The following is a 17,609-nucleotide window of genomic DNA, read 5'->3' as shown; positions in this document are numbered from 1 at the left end:
ACAGGGTAGGGCGCGCCGTGCGCACCACCATGGCCCCGATCAGCGCAGCATCTGCTCGACCAGGCGTTTTTCCTCGGCGAGCTCGCGTTGCCGTGCATCGATGCGCGAGGCCAGCTGGAAGTTGTTGCTGGCGCGGCGCTTGGCGAAGTCCAGTTGCTCGATGGCCTGGTTGTAATCGCCGACCAGGGCGAAGAACTCCGCGCGCGCCTGGTGCAGACCGATGGTGTTGCCGCTCAGGCCGCGTACCTCGGCGACCTGATACCACACGTCCGGGTCCTTGCCGCGGGTCTTGAGCAGGTTGTCCAGGGCGCGCTCGGCATCGGCGATGCGTTGTTGTTTGAGCAGCAGGTCGACTTGCGTCTGCTGCAGCGGGTAGTTGCTCGGGTAGAGGGTGAACATGCGCTGCTGGCGGCGCTCGGCGGCATCCAGGCGATTGGCCGCCATATCCAGTTCGATCTGCGCCAGGTTGTAGGTGATGTCGTCCGGGCTCTTGCTCAGCAGCGGCGCCAGGGTCTCGCCGGCCTCGGCGAGCTGACCGGTTTTCATCTGTGCCAGTACCAGGCCATAGCGAGCGGCATCGAGGCCCGGGTTCTCGTCGAGCATGGCGCGGAAGCGCTTGGCGGCGACGCCAGGGGTTTCCTCGTAGGTCAGTTGTACGCGGGCACGCATCAACTGGTAACGCAGGCTGTCCTCACGACCCTGGGCCGGATACTGTTCGGCGCGGTTGCGGGTATCGGCGATGCGCGATTCCGACACCGGGTGAGTGAGCAGGAATTCCGGCGGCTTGGCGTCGTAGCGGTACTGACGCATCAATCGCTCGAACATCAGCGGCATGGCGCGCGGGTCGTAGCCGGCCTTTTCCAGGTTGACCAGGCCGATACGGTCGGCCTCCTGCTCGTTCTGTCGGGAGAAGCGCCGTTGTTCCTGAATCGCAGCGGCCTGGGTCGACATGATGGTGGCGATACCGGCGTCGCCCGCACCTGCAGCGGCGGCGACGATGCCGGCGAGCATGGCGGCCATCAGCGGCAACTGCATGCGCTGCTGGGCCTCGACGCCACGGGCGAAGTGACGCTGGGACAAGTGCGCCAGTTCGTGCGCCATCACCGAGGCGTACTCGGCTTCGGTCTGGGCATAAAGGAACAGGCCGCCGTTGACCCCGACGATCCCGCCGGGAGCGGCGAAGGCGTTCAGTTGCGGGCTGTTGAGCAGGACGAATTCCAGGCGACGATCCTGCAACTGGCTGGTTTCCGACAGGCGATAGACGCTGGACTCGACGAAGTCCTTGAGTTGTGGGTCGTCCAGTTGCGAAACCTGACCACGCAGCAGGCCGAGCCAGGCGCGGCCTAGCTGGTGTTCTTGCTGCGGCGAGACGATCGAGGAGCTGGCGTCGCCAAGCGACGGCAGGTCACTGGCACCCGTATGGGCGGCGAACAGGCAGGCCAGCGTCAGCAGGGTGGGGCGCAGAAAAGTCATGCACTCAGGGCTCTCGGGAGGCAAAGGCGTTACTGTAGCCGGCCAGATACCGCGCTGGCCAGGGTTGCGGCGGCTTGGGTATCCTAGCCGACTTATCAGGAGTAGATGATGACAGACGTACCGGCGTTCGATGCCGAACTCGATGCCTGCGGGCTGAACTGCCCGCTGCCGTTGCTCAAAGCCAAGCTCGAACTCAATCGCCTGGCCAGTGGTGCCGTGCTCAAGGTCAGCGCCACCGATGCCGGCTCGCAGCGCGACTTTCGCGCTTTCGCCAGTCTCGCCGGGCATGAGCTGCTGCATGAAGAGGTCGACGCGGGTATTTATCGTTACTGGTTGCGTAAGGCCTGAGCCACGCCCCGTGATGCAGGCTAAAAAGAGAGCGAGCGCGCCTCTTTGGCAGATTAAGGATTGTTGATGGTCAAGGTTCTTCGCGACTGGCTGTACCGCTATTTCTCCGATGAGCAGGCCGTGGTGCTGGCGGTGTTGCTGGTGCTGGGTTTTGCCGTGGTGCTGACGCTGGGCGGGATGCTTGCGCCAGTGCTGACCGGTCTGGTGCTGGCCTTTCTCATGCAGGGCCTGGTCAACGGTCTGGAGCGTCTCAAGGTGCCGCAGGTGCTGGCGGTCTGGCTGGTATTCACCTTGTTCATGGGCGGCCTGACGGTATTTCTGCTGGTGCTGATGCCGCTGCTTTGGCAGCAGCTGAGCACCCTGTTCAACGAACTGCCGCGTATGGCCGCCGAATGGCAATCGGTGTTCCTGCTGCTGCCGGAGCGTTACCCGAACCTGATCACCGACGCGCAGGTCGTGCAACTGATCGACAGCATGCGCGGCGAAGCTGGCAAGTTCGGCCAGTGGGCGCTGTCGTTCTCGCTGTCCAGCCTGCCGATGCTGGTCAGCGTGATGATCTACCTGGTACTGGTGCCGATCCTGGTGTTCTTCTTCCTCAAGGACCGCGAGCAGATCGGCCAGTGGTTTCGCAGCTACCTGCCGCGCGAGCGCTCACTGATTACCCAGGTGGCGCAGGAAATGAACCAGCAGATCGCCAACTACATTCGCGGCAAGTTCATCGAGATCATCATTTGCGGCGTGGTCACCTACATCGCCTTCGCCTACCTGGGCCTGAATTACGCCGCGCTGCTGGCCCTGCTGGTTGGCCTGTCGGTGGTGGTGCCTTACATCGGCGCGGTGGTGGTGACGGTGCCGGTGGCGCTGATCGGCCTGTTCCAGTGGGGCTGGAGCGATCAGTTCCTCTACCTGATGGTGATCTACGGCATCATCCAGGCGCTCGACGGCAACGTGCTGGTGCCGTTGCTGTTCTCCGAGGCGGTCAACCTGCATCCGGTGGCGATCATCTGCGCGGTGCTGCTGTTCGGTGGGCTGTGGGGCTTCTGGGGCGTGTTCTTCGCCATTCCGCTGGCGACCCTGTTCAAGGCGGTCATCAATGCCTGGCCGCGTACCGAGTTGGTGTCTATCGACTAAAGAGAGGCACGCAGATAGAAAGAAGGCCGCAAGTGCGGCCTTTTTCGATTGCAGCGAGGGTCAGGCCTGGTTCAGGGCCTTGGCCGCTGCCAGCACCTTGTCGACATGGCCGGCGACCTTGATGTTGCGCCATTCCTCGCGCAGTACGCCGTTCTTGTCGATGAGGAAGGTGCTGCGCACGATGCCCATGTATTCCTTGCCGTAGTTCTTCTTCAGCTGATACACGCCGAACAGATCGCACAGCTGGTGCTCTTCGTCGCTGATCAGCTCGAAGGGGAAGGCCTGCTTGCACTTGAAGCTCTCGTGCTTCTTCAGGCTGTCCATCGATACGCCGAAGATCAGCGTGTTGGCTGCCTTGAACTGCTCGAAGCGAGCGCTGAAGTCCATGCCTTCAGTGGTGCAGCCCGGAGTGGCGTCCTTCGGGTAGAAATACAGCACCACCTGCTTGCCCTTGAGGTCGGACAGCTTTACCTGCTGGCCACTGGTGGCCTGGGCCTGGAAGTCGGCAACGGGTTTGTCGAGTTCAACGGACATGAAGACTCCTTGATTGAAAGGTTGTCGGCACACTCGCGAGCTGGAGCCACGCAGGGTCGAACCTGCTTCTAATGCAGCAGGGCCGACGCGCAGCAGATCGTCATGGATTCTGCGGGCGCCAGGGTTCGATCAGCGCATCCAGATTCAGCGCATCGGCGAAGTCGAGGAACTGGTCGCGCAGCCAGCTGATCTGCGTGCCGGCCGGCAGCGTCACGGTCAGGGTGGCGTTGAGCATGGTGCCACCGGTCTGCGGCGCCTGATAGGTATCACAGGTCAGGCTTTCCAGCTCTACGCGGTGGTCGATGAAGAACTGGCACAGCTCGTTGAGAATGTCCGGGCGGTACACGGCGCTGACGTAGGCCACGTAAGGCAGGGCCTGCGGGCGTACCTCCGCAGCGGCGCTGCGCACCAGATCCACGGTGAAGTCATGCTTCTTGGCCAGCAGCGGCAGGCTCGACTCCAGGCGTGCCAGTGCATCCCAACTGCCGGACACCTGCAGCACCAAAGCGCTGAACTCTCCATGGCGGCTCAAGCGGGTGCTGATCACCGCGCAACGGTTCTCATGGCTGGTGCGGCTGAGCAGGTTGGTCAGGGCCATGGCGTCGCGGCCGAGAGCGCTGATAACGAGGAATTGTTCGCGAACGGGGGGGGTGGACATGCAGCCTTCCTAAAGCGATGAACGGTCCGCGCATGAGCAGCCGCAGACCAAAGGCAGCAGGTTAGCGAAAAGCACCGCCGAGGGGAATGGCGGACCCTGGTGCATCGGACGACGGCCAGCATGTATAACGGGCCGTTGCTTGTGCCGGACTGGTGGCACCAGTACCATTACGGCTCAATTTTTCCGGCAGGAGCGGTTGCATGATTGCGGGCAGTATGGTGGCACTGGTCACGCCCATGGATGCGCAGGGTGGTCTGGATTGGGAGGCCCTGAGCAAATTGGTGGATTTCCACCTGCAAGAGGGCACCAATGCCATCGTCGCGGTCGGCACCACCGGTGAGTCCGCCACGCTGGACGTGGGTGAGCACATCGAAGTGATCAAGCGCGTGGTCAAGCAGGTCGCTGGCCGCATTCCGGTGATCGCCGGTACCGGCGGCAACTCCACCCGCGAATCGGTCGAGCTGACCCGTGCCGCCCAGGACGTTGGCGCTGACGCGGCGCTGCTGGTCACGCCGTACTACAACAAGCCGACCCAGGAAGGCCTGTACCTGCACTTCCGCCACATCGCCGAAGCCGTATCCATCCCGCAGATCCTCTACAACGTCCCGGGTCGTACCGTGTGCGACATGCTGCCGGAGACTGTCGAGCGCCTGTCGAAGATCGACAACATCATCGGTATCAAGGAAGCCACCGGCGACCTGCAGCGCGCCCAGGACGTACTGGATCGCGTCAGCAAGGATTTCCTCGTCTACTCCGGCGACGACGCTACCGCTGTCGAGCTGATGCTGCTGGGCGGCAAGGGCAACATCTCGGTGACCGCCAACGTTGCGCCGCGCGCCATGAGCGACCTGTGCGCTGCTGCCATGCGTGGCGAAGCTGCCATCGCCCGCGCCATCAACGACCGTCTGATGCCGCTGCACAAGGCGCTATTCCTCGAATCCAACCCGATTCCGGTGAAATGGGCGCTGCATGAAATGGGCTTGATGGGCGACGGTATTCGCCTGCCGCTGACCTGGCTCAGCCCGCGCTGTCACGAACCGCTGCGCCAGGCCATGCGCCAGTGCGGTGTATTGGCTTAACTCAAGGATTCTACGCATGAAGCGACTGGCCGGATTCTCCGCCCTTGCTCTGATCGTCTCCAGCACCAGCGGTTGCGGCTGGCTCTGGGGTGAAAATGGCTACTTCCGTGATCGCGGCAGCGACTATCTGGAAGCGCGCCAGACTGCACCGATGCAATTGCCGGCCGACGTCCAGGCCAAGCGCCTCGATCCGCTGCTGCCGGTGCCGGCTCAGATTGCCAGCACCACCGCGACCCCTGCTGAATTCGAAGTGCCGCGCCCACAGGGCCTGCAGGTACGGGCCGATGAGCGCGAGTTCAGCCTGCAGCGCAGCGGCGATTCGCGTTGGGTCGTCGCCCAGCGTGTGCCGGCCGAAGTTTGGCCGCTGGCGCGTCAGTTCTTCGAGGACAATGGTTTCCGTATCGCCAACGAGCGCCCGCAGGTCGGTGAGTTCACCACCTCCTGGCAGCGTTTCGACGAGCTTTCCGCGGGCATGGCGCGCCGTCTGAGCAGTCGCGTCTCCGGCGTTGCCCCGGATGCTGAAACCCGCGTGCGCGTGCGCATCGAACCGGGTGTGCAGCGCAATACCAGTGAAGTCTTCGTCAACAGCGCCGAGCGCCCTGCCGGCAGCACGGCCGACGTCGATTTTGCTTCGCGTAGCGGCAATGCCAGCCTCGAAGCGGCGCTGCTCGACGAAATGCTGGTGAGCATGGCTCGTGGTGTGGAGCAGGGCGGTTCCGTATCGCTGCTCGCCGCGCGCGACTTCGATGCGCCCAGCCGCGTCAGTCTGAGCGAAGACGGTAACGGCAATCCGGTTCTCAATCTGGGCGCTGATTTCGACCGTGCCTGGTCCGGTGTCGGTCGCTCGCTGGAGCTTGGCGACGTGCGCGTCGACGATCTCAACCGCAGCCTGGGCCTGTACTACATCAACCTGGCCGAAGGCGCTCAGGTCAACGAGGAGAAGCCCGGCTTCTTCGGTCGCATGTTCGGCAGTGCGCCGAGCAAGGAAGAGATCGAAGCCCGCGCCGAGCGCTATCAGGTACGCCTGACTCCGGTTGGTGATGGCGTTCAGGTCACAGTGGAAAAAGACCTCAACACCGTTGCCCCGGCCGAAGTGTCGCGGCGGGTGCTGAGCCTGATCCAGGATAATCTCGGCTGATCGGCGCGGCGCGCCTCAGCTGTTAATCGATGGGCGAAACCCGCAAAGGTTTCGCCTGTTTTGTTTGCCAGAAACGGAAATGCCGACATGAGCACACCCACCACCCTGAGCCTGAAGAAAATCTACTCGGGCAAGGTTCGCGACCTCTACGAAATCGACGACAAGCGCATGCTGATGGTGGCTACTGATCGTCTGTCGGCTTTCGACGTCATCCTCGAACAGCCGATTCCGGAGAAGGGCAAGATACTCACCGCGATTTCCAACTTCTGGTTCGACAAACTGGCTGACGTGGTGCCTAACCACTTCACTGGCGATAAGGTCGAGGATGTCGTGTCGGCCGCCGAGCTGCCGCTGGTCGAAGGTCGCGCCGTCGTCGCCAAGCGCCTAAAACCGGTCGCCGTCGAGGCCATCGTACGTGGCTACATCGTTGGTTCCGGTTGGAAGGAATACCAGAAGAGCGGCACCGTCTGTGGCATCGAGCTGCCTGCAGGCCTGAAGGAAGCGGCCAAGCTGCCGCAACCAATCTTCACCCCCTCGACCAAGGCAGCCGTTGGCGACCACGACGAGAACATCAGCTTCGAGCAGTGCGAAGCCATCATCGGTGCCGAACTGGCGGCCAAAGTACGCGACACGGCGATCAAGCTGTACACCACGGCTGTGGAATATGCCGCTACTCGCGGCATCATCATCGCCGATACCAAGTTCGAATTCGGCCTGGACGAAGACGGCACTCTGACCCTGATGGACGAAGTACTGACTCCGGACTCCAGCCGCTTCTGGCCGGCCGACAGCTATGCAGAAGGCAGCAACCCACCGAGCTTCGACAAGCAGTTCGTGCGCGACTGGCTGGAATCCACCGGCTGGAACAAACAACCTCCGGCGCCGGCTGTGCCGACCGAGGTCGCACAGAAAACCGCCGACAAGTATCGCGAAGCGCTGACCCGTCTGACTGCCTGAGGCTGAAGCCCTCTGTTGAAAAGGCCGAGCACTGCTCGGCCTTTTCACAAGCACCTGATAGAACACGAAAATTTTTAAAAATAAGCTTCGCCAAAGCGTAATCAACTGTTATCATGCGCGCCGCTTGGGAAGATGCCGGAGTGGTCGAACGGGACGGATTCGAAATCCGTTGTGTCAGCAATGGCACCTAGGGTTCAAATCCCTATCTTCCCGCCATATCTCAAGCTTAAGCCCCTGAAATTCCTAGAGTTTCGGGGGCTTTTGCTATCTACGGCATGCAAGGTGTCGAAGAAGTGTCGATAGGCGTACTATGGGTCCATGAACTTCTCTGGCCGAAGGACCGTACACTTCCTGGGGAATCTCATACCCCTTCTCACTCACGACTATGTTGAGAACATCGCCTGCGCTCGATCATTGCATGACGGCACCTTGATCCGCCCAATGGAGGCAGCGGACCAATTCGACAGGGATTCAGATGAATGGGTAACTATCTGGTGGCAAGGTGACCGTAATAGGTCCAGCGATGTACTAGCAGGTATTGCAGCAGCAAACCTAATTAATGAGTTTGTTCAGTTGCAGAGCTTGGGGAAGTCTCCTGAATATGCCAAGCACCTACTTATTCTGCTGAGCAGGCATTACCACCGCAAAACAGGCCAGAACATCTTTCTCAGAGACGACGCATCAGTGCTATGTGCTGTGGTTGAGGACGCAAAGCGCTACTGGCCAGACCGAGTGTGGGATTTATTGAGGAAGTAGAGTTAGCTCGATTCGCTCTGAATCACTGCAGCTAGTTCTGGACAGGCGGCCACATCCGGGCGACGTGTACCAGGGCGAGAATCCAGACAGCGTCACGCTCAGCCTGATAAACCAGGCGGTAGTTCTCGTGAGGGATCAGCTCTCTAGTACCGGCGACCAAACTCAGCCTGCCCTTGTCGGGAAAGTCAGCCAGTGAGGCTGCAGCAGTGCTGAATAACTCGTCCATGTGCACGGCAGCTTGAGGGTTTTCAGTGGCGATGTATTCCCAGATATCCAGACGATCCTGCAGGGCCTCGGGCGTCCAAATAACCTGCATCAGTGACCTAGGGCCTTAGCACGGCGAGCGGCGAATTCAGCTTCCACATCATCATTGGATCGGCCACGACCAGCCTCTACCGATGCCCTGGCAGCAGCGACCTTGCGTTGCACGAATTCATCATGCTCTTTGGCCTGTTGCTGCTGGCGAATGAAGTCGCGCATAAGGTCACGCATAACCTGAGAGGCGGGCCGGTGTGCAGCCTGAGCTGCAGCCATGAAACCTTCGCGCAGTTCGGGTTCAAGCTTCAGATTGAAAACGGCTTCTTTGGCCATGGTGAGTCACCTCATGTCTTGGCTGTATCTACAACGTATATACGTTGTATGCATGTTAAGCCAAGCACCTGGCACAGGAAAGCACTCAGCCGGCCGGGGTGATGATGCAGAGAAATCGGCGGTGATCGCTAGCCGGTCCGAATCTGACGACATCCTGCAGGTGATCGGGCGCAAGGTGCGCGTAGCGCATGGTCATGGCCAAGGTGGTATGACCCAGGATTTTCTGCAGGGTGAGGATATTGCCACCGTTCATGACGAAGTGGCTGGCGAAAGTGTGCCGTAGCACGTGTGATGACTGGCCAGCAGGCACCGGCAAACGGGACTCGCCCAATGCCTTGTCGAAGCTGTTCAGGCAGTTGCTGAACTGGCCATGCTGCTTGAAGTGCCGGTGTATCTGTTGTTCCAGCTCCAGGGCGATGGGAATTGAGCGGACACGCTTGCCTTTGGTGTTCACGAACGTAACCAGCTGGTTGCGTACTCGGTCGGGCGTCAGTGCCTGAGCTTCACCCCAGCGGGCACCCGTGGCCAAGCAGATGGCGGCGACCATGGCGACATGGGGCGTTCGGCAATAGCGGTGAATGGTGGCGAACAGCGTCTCTATCTGGCTATCGGTCAGGTAGGCCAGTTCCTTCTCGTGCAGACGCAGAGGACGGACGCGAGCCAGCGGGTTGGCGTAGTCGATTTCGCCGAGCTGGTGCAGCACGTTGAACACTGATCGGAGGTAGCCCAGGCGGTTGTTCAAAGTTTTGGGGTTAGCACCGGCTTTGATCGCCTGGGTTCGATACTCGGCATATTCGTTGCCGGTCATCTTGATCGCCACCGGATCGCCAAGCTCTTTGGCCATGGTATCCAGCAAACGACGCCTTGCCTCACCATCGCTCAGGGTGTGGGCATGCAGTGTTGCCCAACGGTCGATCAGCTCAGAGAGCTTGCGACGATCCTTTGGCTTGGGTGCCCACTCCGGCGCATTGATGACCTTGGCCCTGCAGGTGGCTTCGAAGCGCTGGGCTTCACCCTTGGTCTTGAAGGTCTTGCGGAAACGCCTGCCCTTGATGGGTTCAACATCGACTTTCCAGCGACCATCAGGCAGTTGCTCGATAGCCATCAGACAGCACGCCCCCAACGCACATGCCGTTCCTCAAGGATGCCTTTGATGTGCTTATACAGCCCGTCTTCATCCATGCCTTTAGCGGCATAGTGGTCGCGGATCACCGGCCAGCACTCCCAATCCTTGAGCCGATAGAAAGCCTTTCTAGCGCCCACTCGCTCCCGTGCCAGCAGGCTGACGAAGTTTCCCAGGAATAGCTCCACGTTCTTGCCGGAGAAGCCCCTAGACGTCTTGTATTGGCGCTTGTACTCGGTTTCGTCCACCAGGGAATCCACCGGTAGATCGACGCGCACATCGTCACGGATCAGGGTCCAAATCGGTTCGAAGTAGCCAGGGCGAGCCAGCAGCTTGAACTGGCGCAGGCCATAGCGCCACAGGCCGTCTAGGTGCGGAGCGAAGGCAGCATAGCTGTTGGTTTCAATGGTCTGGCCGCTCTGCAGATCGAAGGAGCCGGAGGCGAATTGTTGGATAACCGAGTGGTGGTAACGCAGCTCGACACGCCAGACGTCTTGTTCCGGGTTGTAGTTGTCCGGGTCAGCTTCATCGAAGCTATCGCGACGTCTCCAGACGCCTTCCCAGTAGTCGAGCTTGTCGATGGAGCGGGCCTGTTCGGTCTTGTTGTAGATACCGAGCTGGACGCCTCCAGCGGAGCCGAACAGGTAGGACTGGCCTTTGCCGTAGGTCGCAGACTCCAGCGTCCATTGGATTTCCTTGATGCCAGAGATATCGCGGGCAGCACGTGCGCGGCAGTGCATACGGGCGACCAGATCAGCGGGCGGTTGCCAGCCTTGCAGGTCTAGCGCGAGGTGGACCGCGCATTGGTTGCGTTCGACGTTGGTCAGTACGTGGCTGGCGTAGTAGTCGAGACGTTCTTGCAGGCGCTCAGGCGAGAAGGTGTCGATGGCATGGGGGGACACTTCGATTTTCAGGTGAGGGCCGATGTTTTCCAGCTTGGCGTTGAAATTCTTCACCAGCAGGATGATGCCCAGGTCAGCGTTTTGCAGCTTGTACTGGTAGCCAGAATCCTTGCTGACGCGACCCGAGTGCCAGCGCTGGCCAGCGAAATCGACGATGGTGCCGGGCTTGTCGAACAGGCACATGATTTCCGGGCGGATCAGGCCACGATAGAGCTGGCGGACGGTATCGACGCTACAGGCCAGGATTTTGATCTTCGACAGATCGACGATTTCAGCAGTACCAGGATCAACGAAAATTCGTCCTAGACGGTTGTGCTCACCGTTGAGGTCGAGACGGGCAAAATCTTTGATCTTCATGCTTGGGTTTCCTTACTGGCCATTACTTGCCATTTCGAAATCGGTTTATCTGACGTGCTACAGGGACGTCAGCGCGCCTAGCGGTCGGCTAGGCGCGCGGTCCCACCGGCTGCGCCGAAGTGCCCGCGCGCCTGCTCGACCGCCTGCGGAACAAGCGGACTTACTGCATCAGGGACAGCTACCCCTCTTTCATCGGTGTGTATGGCTGCGGTGAGCAGCACAACGAGGTTCGTTCCACGGGTGCGGACAGAGGTCGAGCGGAAGACGGGACCAATCAGCGGGATATCGGAGAGGAAGGGCACGCGGGAGACGGATTCGTCCCGTTGCTCTGATCGGAGGCCACCCAGGAGCACACCACCGCCATCAGGCAATTGCACCTTGGTGGTGATGCGGCGGGTGTTGGTGATGATGTCGGCAGCACTGCGATCATCAGAAACAGTCGAGGCGGATTGGTTAACGCTGAGTTCGATAGCCCCTGATGGCGTGATGAAGGGCGTTACATCGAGCGAGACGCCTACATCCTGGCGGACGATGGTTTGAAAGGGATCAGAGGCCGGCGTAGAGCCACTGGTGGTTTGCCCGGTGATGAACGGGACATTTTGGCCGACGACGATGGAGGCGGCTTCCCGGTTGAGGGTGAGCAACTGGGGCGTCGAGAGGATGCGGTTGTTGCCGGTGACTTTGACGGCCTGCAGGAAGGCCGAGAGCGTTGGTCCGTTGAAGGTGAGGCTGAATCCAAGATCGGATTTGTCGGCACCGCGCAGGCTGATCCCGCCGAGGTCGGTTCGGTCGTTTTTGGCACCCACATTGAGGCCGAGGGCTTCGAAGTCGTTGTCGGCCAGCTCAGCCACCACGGCGGTAATGACGACTTGACGACGAGGCTTGTCGATTTCAGCCAGGACGCTGGTGACGGTTTCGAGCTGCGATTCTGTAGCCGTGACGATGACAGCATTAGACGTGGGTGAGGGGGTGGCCATCAAGGATGGGCCGGACTGCTGGTTTTCGCCTTGCTGTGATCGGAGTACGTCGAGAATCGACTGGTAGGCGAAATCGGATTGCAGGTGCTGGAGCTGGAATACCTTGGTTTTCAGGTCCAGCGGTTCAGGGATGGGCTGCGCGCTGATCAGCAGCGTATTGCCGCGTGCAGCGAAGTGAAAGCCGGACGAGGTGACGGCGTTGGCGATCAGGGCTTCGAGTTCGTCGTTATCGCGGTAGTTGGCAAAGATGCTGATGGGGGCATTGCGGATATCCGAGCCGACCACCACGGATTTGTTGAGCATCTGCGATGACCATTCAACGAAGTCTTGCAGGGTGGCGTCATACAGTTCGATGCGTTCGGCTGATTTGGCCGGCGCTGTGAGTACCAGGAAGAGCAGAAGCGGCAGCAGGAAGAACAAGGCAAAGGACTTATCCGAGCGATCAATCATGGCGGATCACCTGTAGAGGGAAAGGTAGTCATCGCCCCGAACCAGCAGGGCTTCACGGGGGCCGCGATCACGAACGAGCACATCGCGGGATAGGAGGTCGTCGGACTTGATGCGGCGGCCAGTGCTATCGACGAAGACGTAGAAGCTCTCCCCACCTAACTGGCCGTAGGTGGCAATGCGGTAGTCCGCGAATTCGCTTTCGAGACGCTGAGCCGTGGCGGGCTGTTGCGCGGGTTTTGCGCTATGGCCCACAGGCTCGCTGGGATGGCTACGGGTGATGGCGATCCCAGCGAAGACGGGCACGCAGATGGCGGCAGCGCTCAAGGCGCCGATGAAGAAGGCGTTGATGACGCGAACACGGCGGAAGAAGATTTTGGTGGTGCGCATGAAGAACCCCAAGCCGCGCTTGGCGGCGGGCAGTGGGCTGTACCAGTAGCCAGGCGGCAGCATGGAGTACGAGCCTTTGTCGTATTCCTTGTCGTATTCCTGGGTGGTGTCGTAGAAGCTGTAGAACTCTTCGCCGCGGTAGAACCAGTCATCGACCTTGGGCGAGTTGAACTTGGCGCCGTACTTGACGATGGCCTGATGCATTTTCGGCAGGCGGCCTTTGAAGAAGCCGAGGGATAGCACGCGTAGCAGCGGGCCAATCGGGAATGGCAGTTTTATGCGGTCGAGGCGGTTGATGTAGACGACGTGTTCAGCGATGGATTCGCGGATCTGCTTGTCGATGACGCTGACGTTCTGGACGCACAGCCAGAGGTCCCAACGGCGTTTGCGCAGGAACAGGAAGAACTTGAGCAGGTCAGTACGCCCGCCGCTGTTCCAGTCGCGGGAGTTGAGCCAGACGCCGGCTTCATCCAGGAAGATGCCGCCGAACTGTTCTTCATCGTAGATATCGCAGCCGAAGCCAAGGCCGGTGAGGTCGTCGGCAGTGGGCAGATCAGGCAGGCGGACTAGGCGCGAGTGCTTGTTGCCGCGTTTGCACAGCTTGTCCATTTTCACATCGACGTTCACTGCGACCCGGCGACCTTGCTTGAGGTAGGCCAGGATGCGCATGACGCAGAGTAGGGTTTTTCCAGCACCGAGCTTGCCGGTGACGATGTAGACGGCCATGGCAGGGCTCAGGTGTGAATGAGTTTTTCGGACAGCTTGGTCACCCAGTAGAACGCCAGTGACTTGAGCTTGAGGAAGACCAGCAGGGAGACGCAGAAGGAGAGGTTGTCCGGCAGGAACATGCGTCCGACGATGACCAGATCAGGCGCGGCAAACGAGGCGAGGCGGGACACCACGTAGTCGATGCCAGCAGCCAGGACGGCAATGGCCGAGCCGATGGCGGCCAGGATCAGCAGGAAGATACCGACCTTGCGCAGCAGAGCGGCAGCAGCCTGCAGGACGGGGCCGAGGATGGGCATGATGAAGCCCAACAGGAACTTGGCCAACCAGGCGAAGGCGTTGGGAAAGAGCTTCTTGAAGAAGTTGAGTAACCAGCCCATGGCTTAGGTGCTCCCTTTAGGTTCTGTGGCGGGCGTCTTCTTGACGGAGGGCGGCGTAGCCGATGCGCCATGCACCGATAGCGGTCAGGCACCAGATCACCCATTCAAGAATCGGTTTGTAGGGAATCAGCGCGCAGACCGGCAGGCGCAGGTTGGCGGTATAGCCGGCCAGGGTCAGAGGGACGATGTAGTCAGCGCAGGCGACCGGCGAAGGCAGGATGCTGTGCATGAAGTCGAGCCCGACAGCGGAGCCGTCAGAGCCGAACCATTGCCCGACTTGGTTGGGCAGTTGGTCGAGGACGGTTTCGACTTCTTCATTGCGCTCTTCATCGACGGTTTGCATCTGAGCGGTGAGCGAGTCGGCTATGGTGTTGCCGAGTGCAGCACCCTCAGCTTCGGCATCTGCGGGGGAGCCGTCAGGGTCGCCGGAATCGTCTGAGCCTTCGCCGCTAAGAAGGTCGAGGATGTCTTGCAGGATGCCTTTGGACTCTTCGACCTTGTCGCCAACGGAAGCAATGGCTTCGTTGGTTTCGCGCATGTCCGTCGGCGGACCACCGCCACCCACGTACTTGGTGTCATCAGCAGTGCCAGGGGCCTTGGGGTCGTTCTTGTCGTTACCGTCGGCGTTGCCGCCGTTGTACGGATGGTCGGAAGAGTTACCCGGTATGACGGAAGGCGGGCTGCTGCCACGCGGGTTGCCGGTGGAGATGCATTCCATCTTGCCGTTGACGAAGGTGCACTGGCGGGAGGTATTGGGCAGGCAGACGAACTCACCGCCAATCTCACCGCAGGTGTCGCCGGTCTGGTAGCACCAGGGATTGCCCTTGTAGACGTCGCACCCGGCGTTGTCGGGCGATAGGCATAGCTCGCTGCCACCGAAGTCGAAGCAGGGCGGCTGGTTGCCTTCGGGGGTGGCATCGGCATAGGCGCCTTCGGGGACTCCAGGCGTGCCCTCAGAGGGGGCTTGGCATTTGCCGGTGCCTTGATAGCGGGCAACACAGATGCCGGTGCCGGAACCGTCGAGGTTCTTTTTAACGCGCTGATTTACGCCGAGTTGCGGAGCCGATACGTATTCGCCACCGTCGATGGAAACCACAGAAGGGGTGGAGTAAGCACCGGAAGGAGAGGCCGCGCAGTCAACTGCGGCGAACTTCATTTGATCGAGGTGGGTGGAGCAGTCGGGTTCTGGCTCTGGCTCAGGATCAGGCGCAACACACTGACCGCCAGTACCGGTTGGCACCTGACCAGCAGGGCAGCCAGACCATTTGTAAGCGTGAATGATACTGCCAATGGAGCTAACAAGAATGGCTTGCTGCTGCTGACCGTGTACCTGACACCAAGAGCCTGGGTAAGTACCAGAGCGCTCAGCAGCTTGGCAGGCCTTAACCGCGTCAGTCGAATTTGCGAAGTTATAGGTAGCCGAGTAACCAAACTGCCCCCACCCCATAAGGGCGAGAGCAAGCAGCAGGCGAAGGCTGATAGCCGCGCGCATCTATCAGCCTCCTCAGCGGTTAAGCACCAGCGGCGCCAAAGACGCTGCGGGCCAGCTTGAACAGCGCCAGGGTGCCGCGGATGACACCGAACAGCACCGCACCAGCGGCAACCAGGGTGCCGAAGGCGGTGGCCAGATCGGTGAAGACCTCGAGGAGTTCCGGTGGAACGGTGATGGCCGCATTGGCAGCACCGGCAGTCATGCCAGCAGCGGCAACGGTGAAGGTGGCAGCCGCTTTGGCGCCCAGTGCTTTACCGACACTGGTATCGCCTTGCTCAGCCTGTGCGCCACGAATGGCGACTTCTTTCTTGGATTGGTACATGGTGAGTTTCCTCAGTTGGTTGATGCGTCAATCATTTCTTTCCAGCCGAGCCGGAAAGCACCCCAGGCGACGCCGAGCCCGAGAGAGCCGATATAGAGCCCAGCGATAACGAGGTATTGCCCCCAGGTGAATGCCATTGCCCGTTACCTCTGGTGCCCGTGAATGAGGCCAAGGGCGGCCAGAAAGACCATCCCTTGAATGAATTGCAGGGCCCACAGATCACCGAGGGTGACGTTGGCGAGGTAGCTTTCGAGCGATCCCATACCGGCACCTATTGCGTTGTGTCCGTGAGCGCTGCGCCGTCCTCTTCTTGCTCAGCCAGGGCCTTGCAGTCAGGACAGACGGCGTAGTCAGGCGCCATGCCGAAGTCAGCCGCCCAGCCGCTGGAGTCAGCGGGCTGGCCGTAGACTTGGCCCATGTCGGCCAAGCACAGGTCACAGAGGACGCGGCCGTGAATCAGCATGGCGATGGCCTGGGGTTAGGCCTTGGCAGCGTCAGCCGGCTTAGGCTGTTGCTGGCCGGGTTGGGCAGCAGGCTTGGCGGCCTGAGCAGACTTGGCGGACTCGACGTGCAGGACGATGAACTTGCCGGCGTTCTTGGAGCCGCGTTCGATTTCTACGGTTACGCGCAGGGGTTCGAGGACATCGAAGCCCTTGCAGGCTTCCCACACTTCATCCAGGGCGTCTTCGGATACACCCATCGACATGAGGGAAATGCCGAGGTCCTTTTCGCCGTCGGGTTCGTCACCGACAAACAGTTTGACCAGCTTTACGTCGTCAAACTGGACGCGCTCAGCGCTGATGAATGCCAGTTCCATAGTGGTACGTGCCATGTTGTGTTACCTCGCTTAGTTGCGCCTTATTGCGCGGATTTACCTTTCAGCAGGCCGAGCGAGTCCACGCGGGCAAACTTTCGTTTTTGCCCGAGAGTGGGGTTCTCAACTTGCCGGGGTTTCAGTTGTCGCTTGTGCAGCTTGTTAGTTCGTTAACACCAAGGGCCGCGCCCTTGTCATCCCGTTTCGCCACCGCCGCCCGCGACTGGCGGAGATTGCGCGGTTCTGTCAGGAAGACCGGGGTGGCCAGTCACGGACGCCGGAGGCGATGGCTCAGAGGCCTCTTCATCGACGCTGGGCTGGGAATCAAAGTCGATCAGGAAAAGAAAGTAGAGGAATAGCCCCCAGCCGATGTACAGCAGGGCATCAAAGCTGATCATGCGCTCACCCCACCAGTTCGAACGGTTCGCGTAGCGGCACGAAGGGCGTTGGTTTGCCGGTGTCGAGCACAACGCTCCAGTACTTCGGCGGTCGGCTCGGTGGCGTGTGTTTCTCGCAGGTATAGGCCGGCGTAACGTGGGTCCGACCATTTACCTTGGACCATTGCGCGGGGCGGCACTCGGTGCATGGTGTGGATCGGCAGGTAGCCGATGGAGACGATGCTGGGAGCGTCGACCAGTTTCGATTGACGTAGCACACAGAGCAGTCGCAGTTCGCGGGGTGCGGCTGGTGCAGGTACTGGCTCAGGCTTTTCATTGATCGCCTCCAGGGTTTGAGACTTCCCATGAACAGGATCGACAACGTAGTAGCCAGGCATATGGATCACGCCAGTCATTGATTCAGCAGCCAGTTCAGCTTTGTGGCGTTTGAACCACACAGACGTAGGCATGTATGGCCCGGCGTTACGAGCATCAGGAAAGTTCAGATTTGCGGAGTACAGAGCCGCACTCCGAAGCAGGCGATTGAGTCGAAGAAACTCAGGTGCAGAGATATAGCCCTCAGTCAGCCCACGATTGATCAGCGATGAGGCTTCCGTCAGCGAGCCACCCTCTGTGC

Annotated in this window: 21 protein-coding genes and 1 tRNA gene; 6 read left to right on the top strand and 16 right to left on the bottom strand. The window is 60.4% G+C overall.

From position 1 onward, the window contains the following. Window positions 1–39: 39 nt before the first annotated feature. Window positions 40–1,473 (bottom strand): M48 family metalloprotease, encoded by a 1,434-nt coding sequence (locus tag EL191_RS14990; RefSeq protein ID WP_041980822.1) that lies wholly within the window; start codon window positions 1,471–1,473, stop codon window positions 40–42. 108 nt (window positions 1,474–1,581) lie between these two features. Here EL191_RS14990 and EL191_RS14985 point away from each other — a divergent pair, with 108 nt between their 5' ends. Continuing rightward, window positions 1,582–1,821, top strand: a complete 240-nt coding sequence (locus EL191_RS14985; protein WP_041980823.1) for a sulfurtransferase TusA family protein — start codon at window positions 1,582–1,584, stop codon at window positions 1,819–1,821. 66 nt (window positions 1,822–1,887) lie between these two features. Then, the gene (locus EL191_RS14980; RefSeq protein WP_041980824.1) at window positions 1,888–2,952 is read left to right on the top strand and encodes an AI-2E family transporter; all 1,065 of its coding nucleotides are present in this window, start codon (window positions 1,888–1,890) and stop codon (window positions 2,950–2,952) included. Between the two features lie 60 nt (window positions 2,953–3,012). Here the strand turns inward: EL191_RS14980 and EL191_RS14975 are convergent, their stop codons facing one another. Both EL191_RS14975 and EL191_RS14970 read right to left on the bottom strand, forming a co-directional pair. After that, entirely contained in the window at window positions 3,013–3,486 is a 474-nt protein-coding gene (locus EL191_RS14975) for a peroxiredoxin (protein ID WP_041980825.1), read from the bottom strand. Window positions 3,487–3,586: 100 nt separating this feature from the next. Then, entirely contained in the window at window positions 3,587–4,144 is a 558-nt protein-coding gene (locus EL191_RS14970; protein WP_024308787.1) for a glycine cleavage system protein R, read from the bottom strand. A 200-nt stretch (window positions 4,145–4,344) separates the two neighbouring features. Here EL191_RS14970 and dapA point away from each other — a divergent pair, with 200 nt between their 5' ends. The 4 genes from dapA to EL191_RS14950 all read left to right on the top strand — a co-directional run bounded on the left by dapA (window position 4,345) and on the right by EL191_RS14950 (window position 7,534). Continuing rightward, window positions 4,345–5,223, top strand: a complete 879-nt coding sequence (gene dapA, locus EL191_RS14965) for a 4-hydroxy-tetrahydrodipicolinate synthase (protein ID WP_013716288.1) — start codon at window positions 4,345–4,347, stop codon at window positions 5,221–5,223. Window positions 5,224–5,239: 16 nt separating this feature from the next. Continuing rightward, window positions 5,240–6,361, top strand: coding sequence for an outer membrane protein assembly factor BamC (gene bamC / locus EL191_RS14960; protein ID WP_041980826.1), 1,122 nt, complete (start codon window positions 5,240–5,242; stop codon window positions 6,359–6,361). Window positions 6,362–6,448: 87 nt separating this feature from the next. Then, window positions 6,449–7,318: a phosphoribosylaminoimidazolesuccinocarboxamide synthase gene (locus EL191_RS14955; RefSeq protein ID WP_041980827.1), complete on the top strand. Its 870-nt coding sequence runs from the start codon at window positions 6,449–6,451 to the stop codon at window positions 7,316–7,318. 126 nt (window positions 7,319–7,444) lie between these two features. Continuing rightward, a tRNA-Ser gene (locus EL191_RS14950) sits at window positions 7,445–7,534 on the top strand. 571 nt (window positions 7,535–8,105) lie between these two features. On the opposite strand, the gene EL191_RS14945 is transcribed toward EL191_RS14950, so the two are convergent. From EL191_RS14945 to pflM, 13 genes are all read right to left on the bottom strand, one after another. Beyond that, complete coding sequence (locus tag EL191_RS14945) at window positions 8,106–8,390, bottom strand: type II toxin-antitoxin system RelE/ParE family toxin (RefSeq protein ID WP_126403500.1); 285 nt, start codon at window positions 8,388–8,390, stop codon at window positions 8,106–8,108. Continuing rightward, window positions 8,390–8,665 carry a hypothetical protein gene (locus tag EL191_RS14940; protein WP_013716284.1) on the bottom strand — a complete coding sequence of 92 codons (276 nt, stop codon included), beginning with the start codon at window positions 8,663–8,665 and terminating at the stop codon, window positions 8,390–8,392. Before EL191_RS14940 ends, EL191_RS14945 begins: the two co-directional genes overlap by 1 nt. Before the next feature lie 85 nt (window positions 8,666–8,750). Further along, the gene (locus tag EL191_RS14935) at window positions 8,751–9,770 is read right to left on the bottom strand and encodes a phage integrase (RefSeq protein WP_126403499.1); all 1,020 of its coding nucleotides are present in this window, start codon (window positions 9,768–9,770) and stop codon (window positions 8,751–8,753) included. Further along, complete coding sequence (locus tag EL191_RS14930) at window positions 9,770–11,047, bottom strand: hypothetical protein (protein WP_126403498.1); 1,278 nt, start codon at window positions 11,045–11,047, stop codon at window positions 9,770–9,772. The genes EL191_RS14935 and EL191_RS14930 overlap by 1 nt, the downstream gene beginning before the upstream one ends. A gap of 77 nt (window positions 11,048–11,124) precedes the next feature. Beyond that, complete coding sequence (locus tag EL191_RS14925; protein WP_232005480.1) at window positions 11,125–12,474, bottom strand: secretin N-terminal domain-containing protein; 1,350 nt, start codon at window positions 12,472–12,474, stop codon at window positions 11,125–11,127. Between the two features lie 6 nt (window positions 12,475–12,480). Continuing rightward, window positions 12,481–13,587: a zonular occludens toxin domain-containing protein gene (locus EL191_RS14920; RefSeq protein ID WP_126403497.1), complete on the bottom strand. Its 1,107-nt coding sequence runs from the start codon at window positions 13,585–13,587 to the stop codon at window positions 12,481–12,483. An 8-nt stretch (window positions 13,588–13,595) separates the two neighbouring features. Beyond that, window positions 13,596–13,967: a hypothetical protein gene (locus EL191_RS14915; RefSeq protein ID WP_126403496.1), complete on the bottom strand. Its 372-nt coding sequence runs from the start codon at window positions 13,965–13,967 to the stop codon at window positions 13,596–13,598. A gap of 16 nt (window positions 13,968–13,983) precedes the next feature. Beyond that, a complete protein-coding gene (locus EL191_RS14910) occupies window positions 13,984–15,459 on the bottom strand; it encodes a hypothetical protein (protein WP_126403495.1) in 1,476 nt (491 codons plus the stop codon). A 19-nt stretch (window positions 15,460–15,478) separates the two neighbouring features. After that, the gene (locus EL191_RS14905; RefSeq protein ID WP_126403494.1) at window positions 15,479–15,781 is read right to left on the bottom strand and encodes a hypothetical protein; all 303 of its coding nucleotides are present in this window, start codon (window positions 15,779–15,781) and stop codon (window positions 15,479–15,481) included. 11 nt (window positions 15,782–15,792) lie between these two features. Next, window positions 15,793–15,918, bottom strand: coding sequence for a hypothetical protein (locus EL191_RS24670; protein WP_269471902.1), 126 nt, complete (start codon window positions 15,916–15,918; stop codon window positions 15,793–15,795). 341 nt (window positions 15,919–16,259) lie between these two features. Then, entirely contained in the window at window positions 16,260–16,613 is a 354-nt protein-coding gene (locus tag EL191_RS14895) for a hypothetical protein (protein ID WP_126403492.1), read from the bottom strand. 176 nt (window positions 16,614–16,789) lie between these two features. Next, window positions 16,790–16,993 carry a hypothetical protein gene (locus EL191_RS14890; protein ID WP_126403491.1) on the bottom strand — a complete coding sequence of 68 codons (204 nt, stop codon included), beginning with the start codon at window positions 16,991–16,993 and terminating at the stop codon, window positions 16,790–16,792. A 4-nt stretch (window positions 16,994–16,997) separates the two neighbouring features. Further along, on the bottom strand, window positions 16,998–17,309 hold the full coding sequence (gene pflM, locus EL191_RS14885; RefSeq protein ID WP_164722335.1) for a lysogeny maintenance protein PflM: 312 nt from the start codon (window positions 17,307–17,309) through the stop codon (window positions 16,998–17,000). Window positions 17,310–17,609 lie beyond the last annotated feature (300 nt).

This window comes from Pseudomonas mendocina (assembly GCF_900636545.1).
Taxonomy (GTDB): Bacteria; Pseudomonadota; Gammaproteobacteria; order Pseudomonadales; family Pseudomonadaceae; genus Aquipseudomonas; species Aquipseudomonas mendocina.
Note: the sequence above shows the minus strand (reverse complement) of the source record. Positions and strands in the feature narration are given on the sequence as shown.

Coding starts and splice junctions, on each gene's coding strand:
- EL191_RS14990 (WP_041980822.1), bottom strand. CDS start 1,473: ATGACTTTTCTGCGCCCCACCCTGCTGACGCTGGCCTGCCTGTTCGCC.
- EL191_RS14985 (WP_041980823.1), top strand. CDS start 1,582: ATGACAGACGTACCGGCGTTCGATGCCGAACTCGATGCCTGCGGGCTG.
- EL191_RS14980 (WP_041980824.1), top strand. CDS start 1,888: ATGGTCAAGGTTCTTCGCGACTGGCTGTACCGCTATTTCTCCGATGAG.
- EL191_RS14975 (WP_041980825.1), bottom strand. CDS start 3,486: ATGTCCGTTGAACTCGACAAACCCGTTGCCGACTTCCAGGCCCAGGCC.
- EL191_RS14970 (WP_024308787.1), bottom strand. CDS start 4,144: ATGTCCACCCCCCCCGTTCGCGAACAATTCCTCGTTATCAGCGCTCTC.
- dapA (WP_013716288.1), top strand. CDS start 4,345: ATGATTGCGGGCAGTATGGTGGCACTGGTCACGCCCATGGATGCGCAG.
- bamC (WP_041980826.1), top strand. CDS start 5,240: ATGAAGCGACTGGCCGGATTCTCCGCCCTTGCTCTGATCGTCTCCAGC.
- EL191_RS14955 (WP_041980827.1), top strand. CDS start 6,449: ATGAGCACACCCACCACCCTGAGCCTGAAGAAAATCTACTCGGGCAAG.
- EL191_RS14945 (WP_126403500.1), bottom strand. CDS start 8,390: ATGCAGGTTATTTGGACGCCCGAGGCCCTGCAGGATCGTCTGGATATC.
- EL191_RS14940 (WP_013716284.1), bottom strand. CDS start 8,665: ATGGCCAAAGAAGCCGTTTTCAATCTGAAGCTTGAACCCGAACTGCGC.
- EL191_RS14935 (WP_126403499.1), bottom strand. CDS start 9,770: ATGGCTATCGAGCAACTGCCTGATGGTCGCTGGAAAGTCGATGTTGAA.
- EL191_RS14930 (WP_126403498.1), bottom strand. CDS start 11,047: ATGAAGATCAAAGATTTTGCCCGTCTCGACCTCAACGGTGAGCACAAC.
- EL191_RS14925 (WP_232005480.1), bottom strand. CDS start 12,474: ATGATTGATCGCTCGGATAAGTCCTTTGCCTTGTTCTTCCTGCTGCCG.
- EL191_RS14920 (WP_126403497.1), bottom strand. CDS start 13,587: ATGGCCGTCTACATCGTCACCGGCAAGCTCGGTGCTGGAAAAACCCTA.
- EL191_RS14915 (WP_126403496.1), bottom strand. CDS start 13,967: ATGGGCTGGTTACTCAACTTCTTCAAGAAGCTCTTTCCCAACGCCTTC.
- EL191_RS14910 (WP_126403495.1), bottom strand. CDS start 15,459: ATGCGCGCGGCTATCAGCCTTCGCCTGCTGCTTGCTCTCGCCCTTATG.
- EL191_RS14905 (WP_126403494.1), bottom strand. CDS start 15,781: ATGTACCAATCCAAGAAAGAAGTCGCCATTCGTGGCGCACAGGCTGAG.
- EL191_RS24670 (WP_269471902.1), bottom strand. CDS start 15,918: ATGGCATTCACCTGGGGGCAATACCTCGTTATCGCTGGGCTCTATATC.
- EL191_RS14895 (WP_126403492.1), bottom strand. CDS start 16,613: ATGGCACGTACCACTATGGAACTGGCATTCATCAGCGCTGAGCGCGTC.
- EL191_RS14890 (WP_126403491.1), bottom strand. CDS start 16,993: ATGATCAGCTTTGATGCCCTGCTGTACATCGGCTGGGGGCTATTCCTC.
- pflM (WP_164722335.1), bottom strand. CDS start 17,309: ATGAAAAGCCTGAGCCAGTACCTGCACCAGCCGCACCCCGCGAACTGC.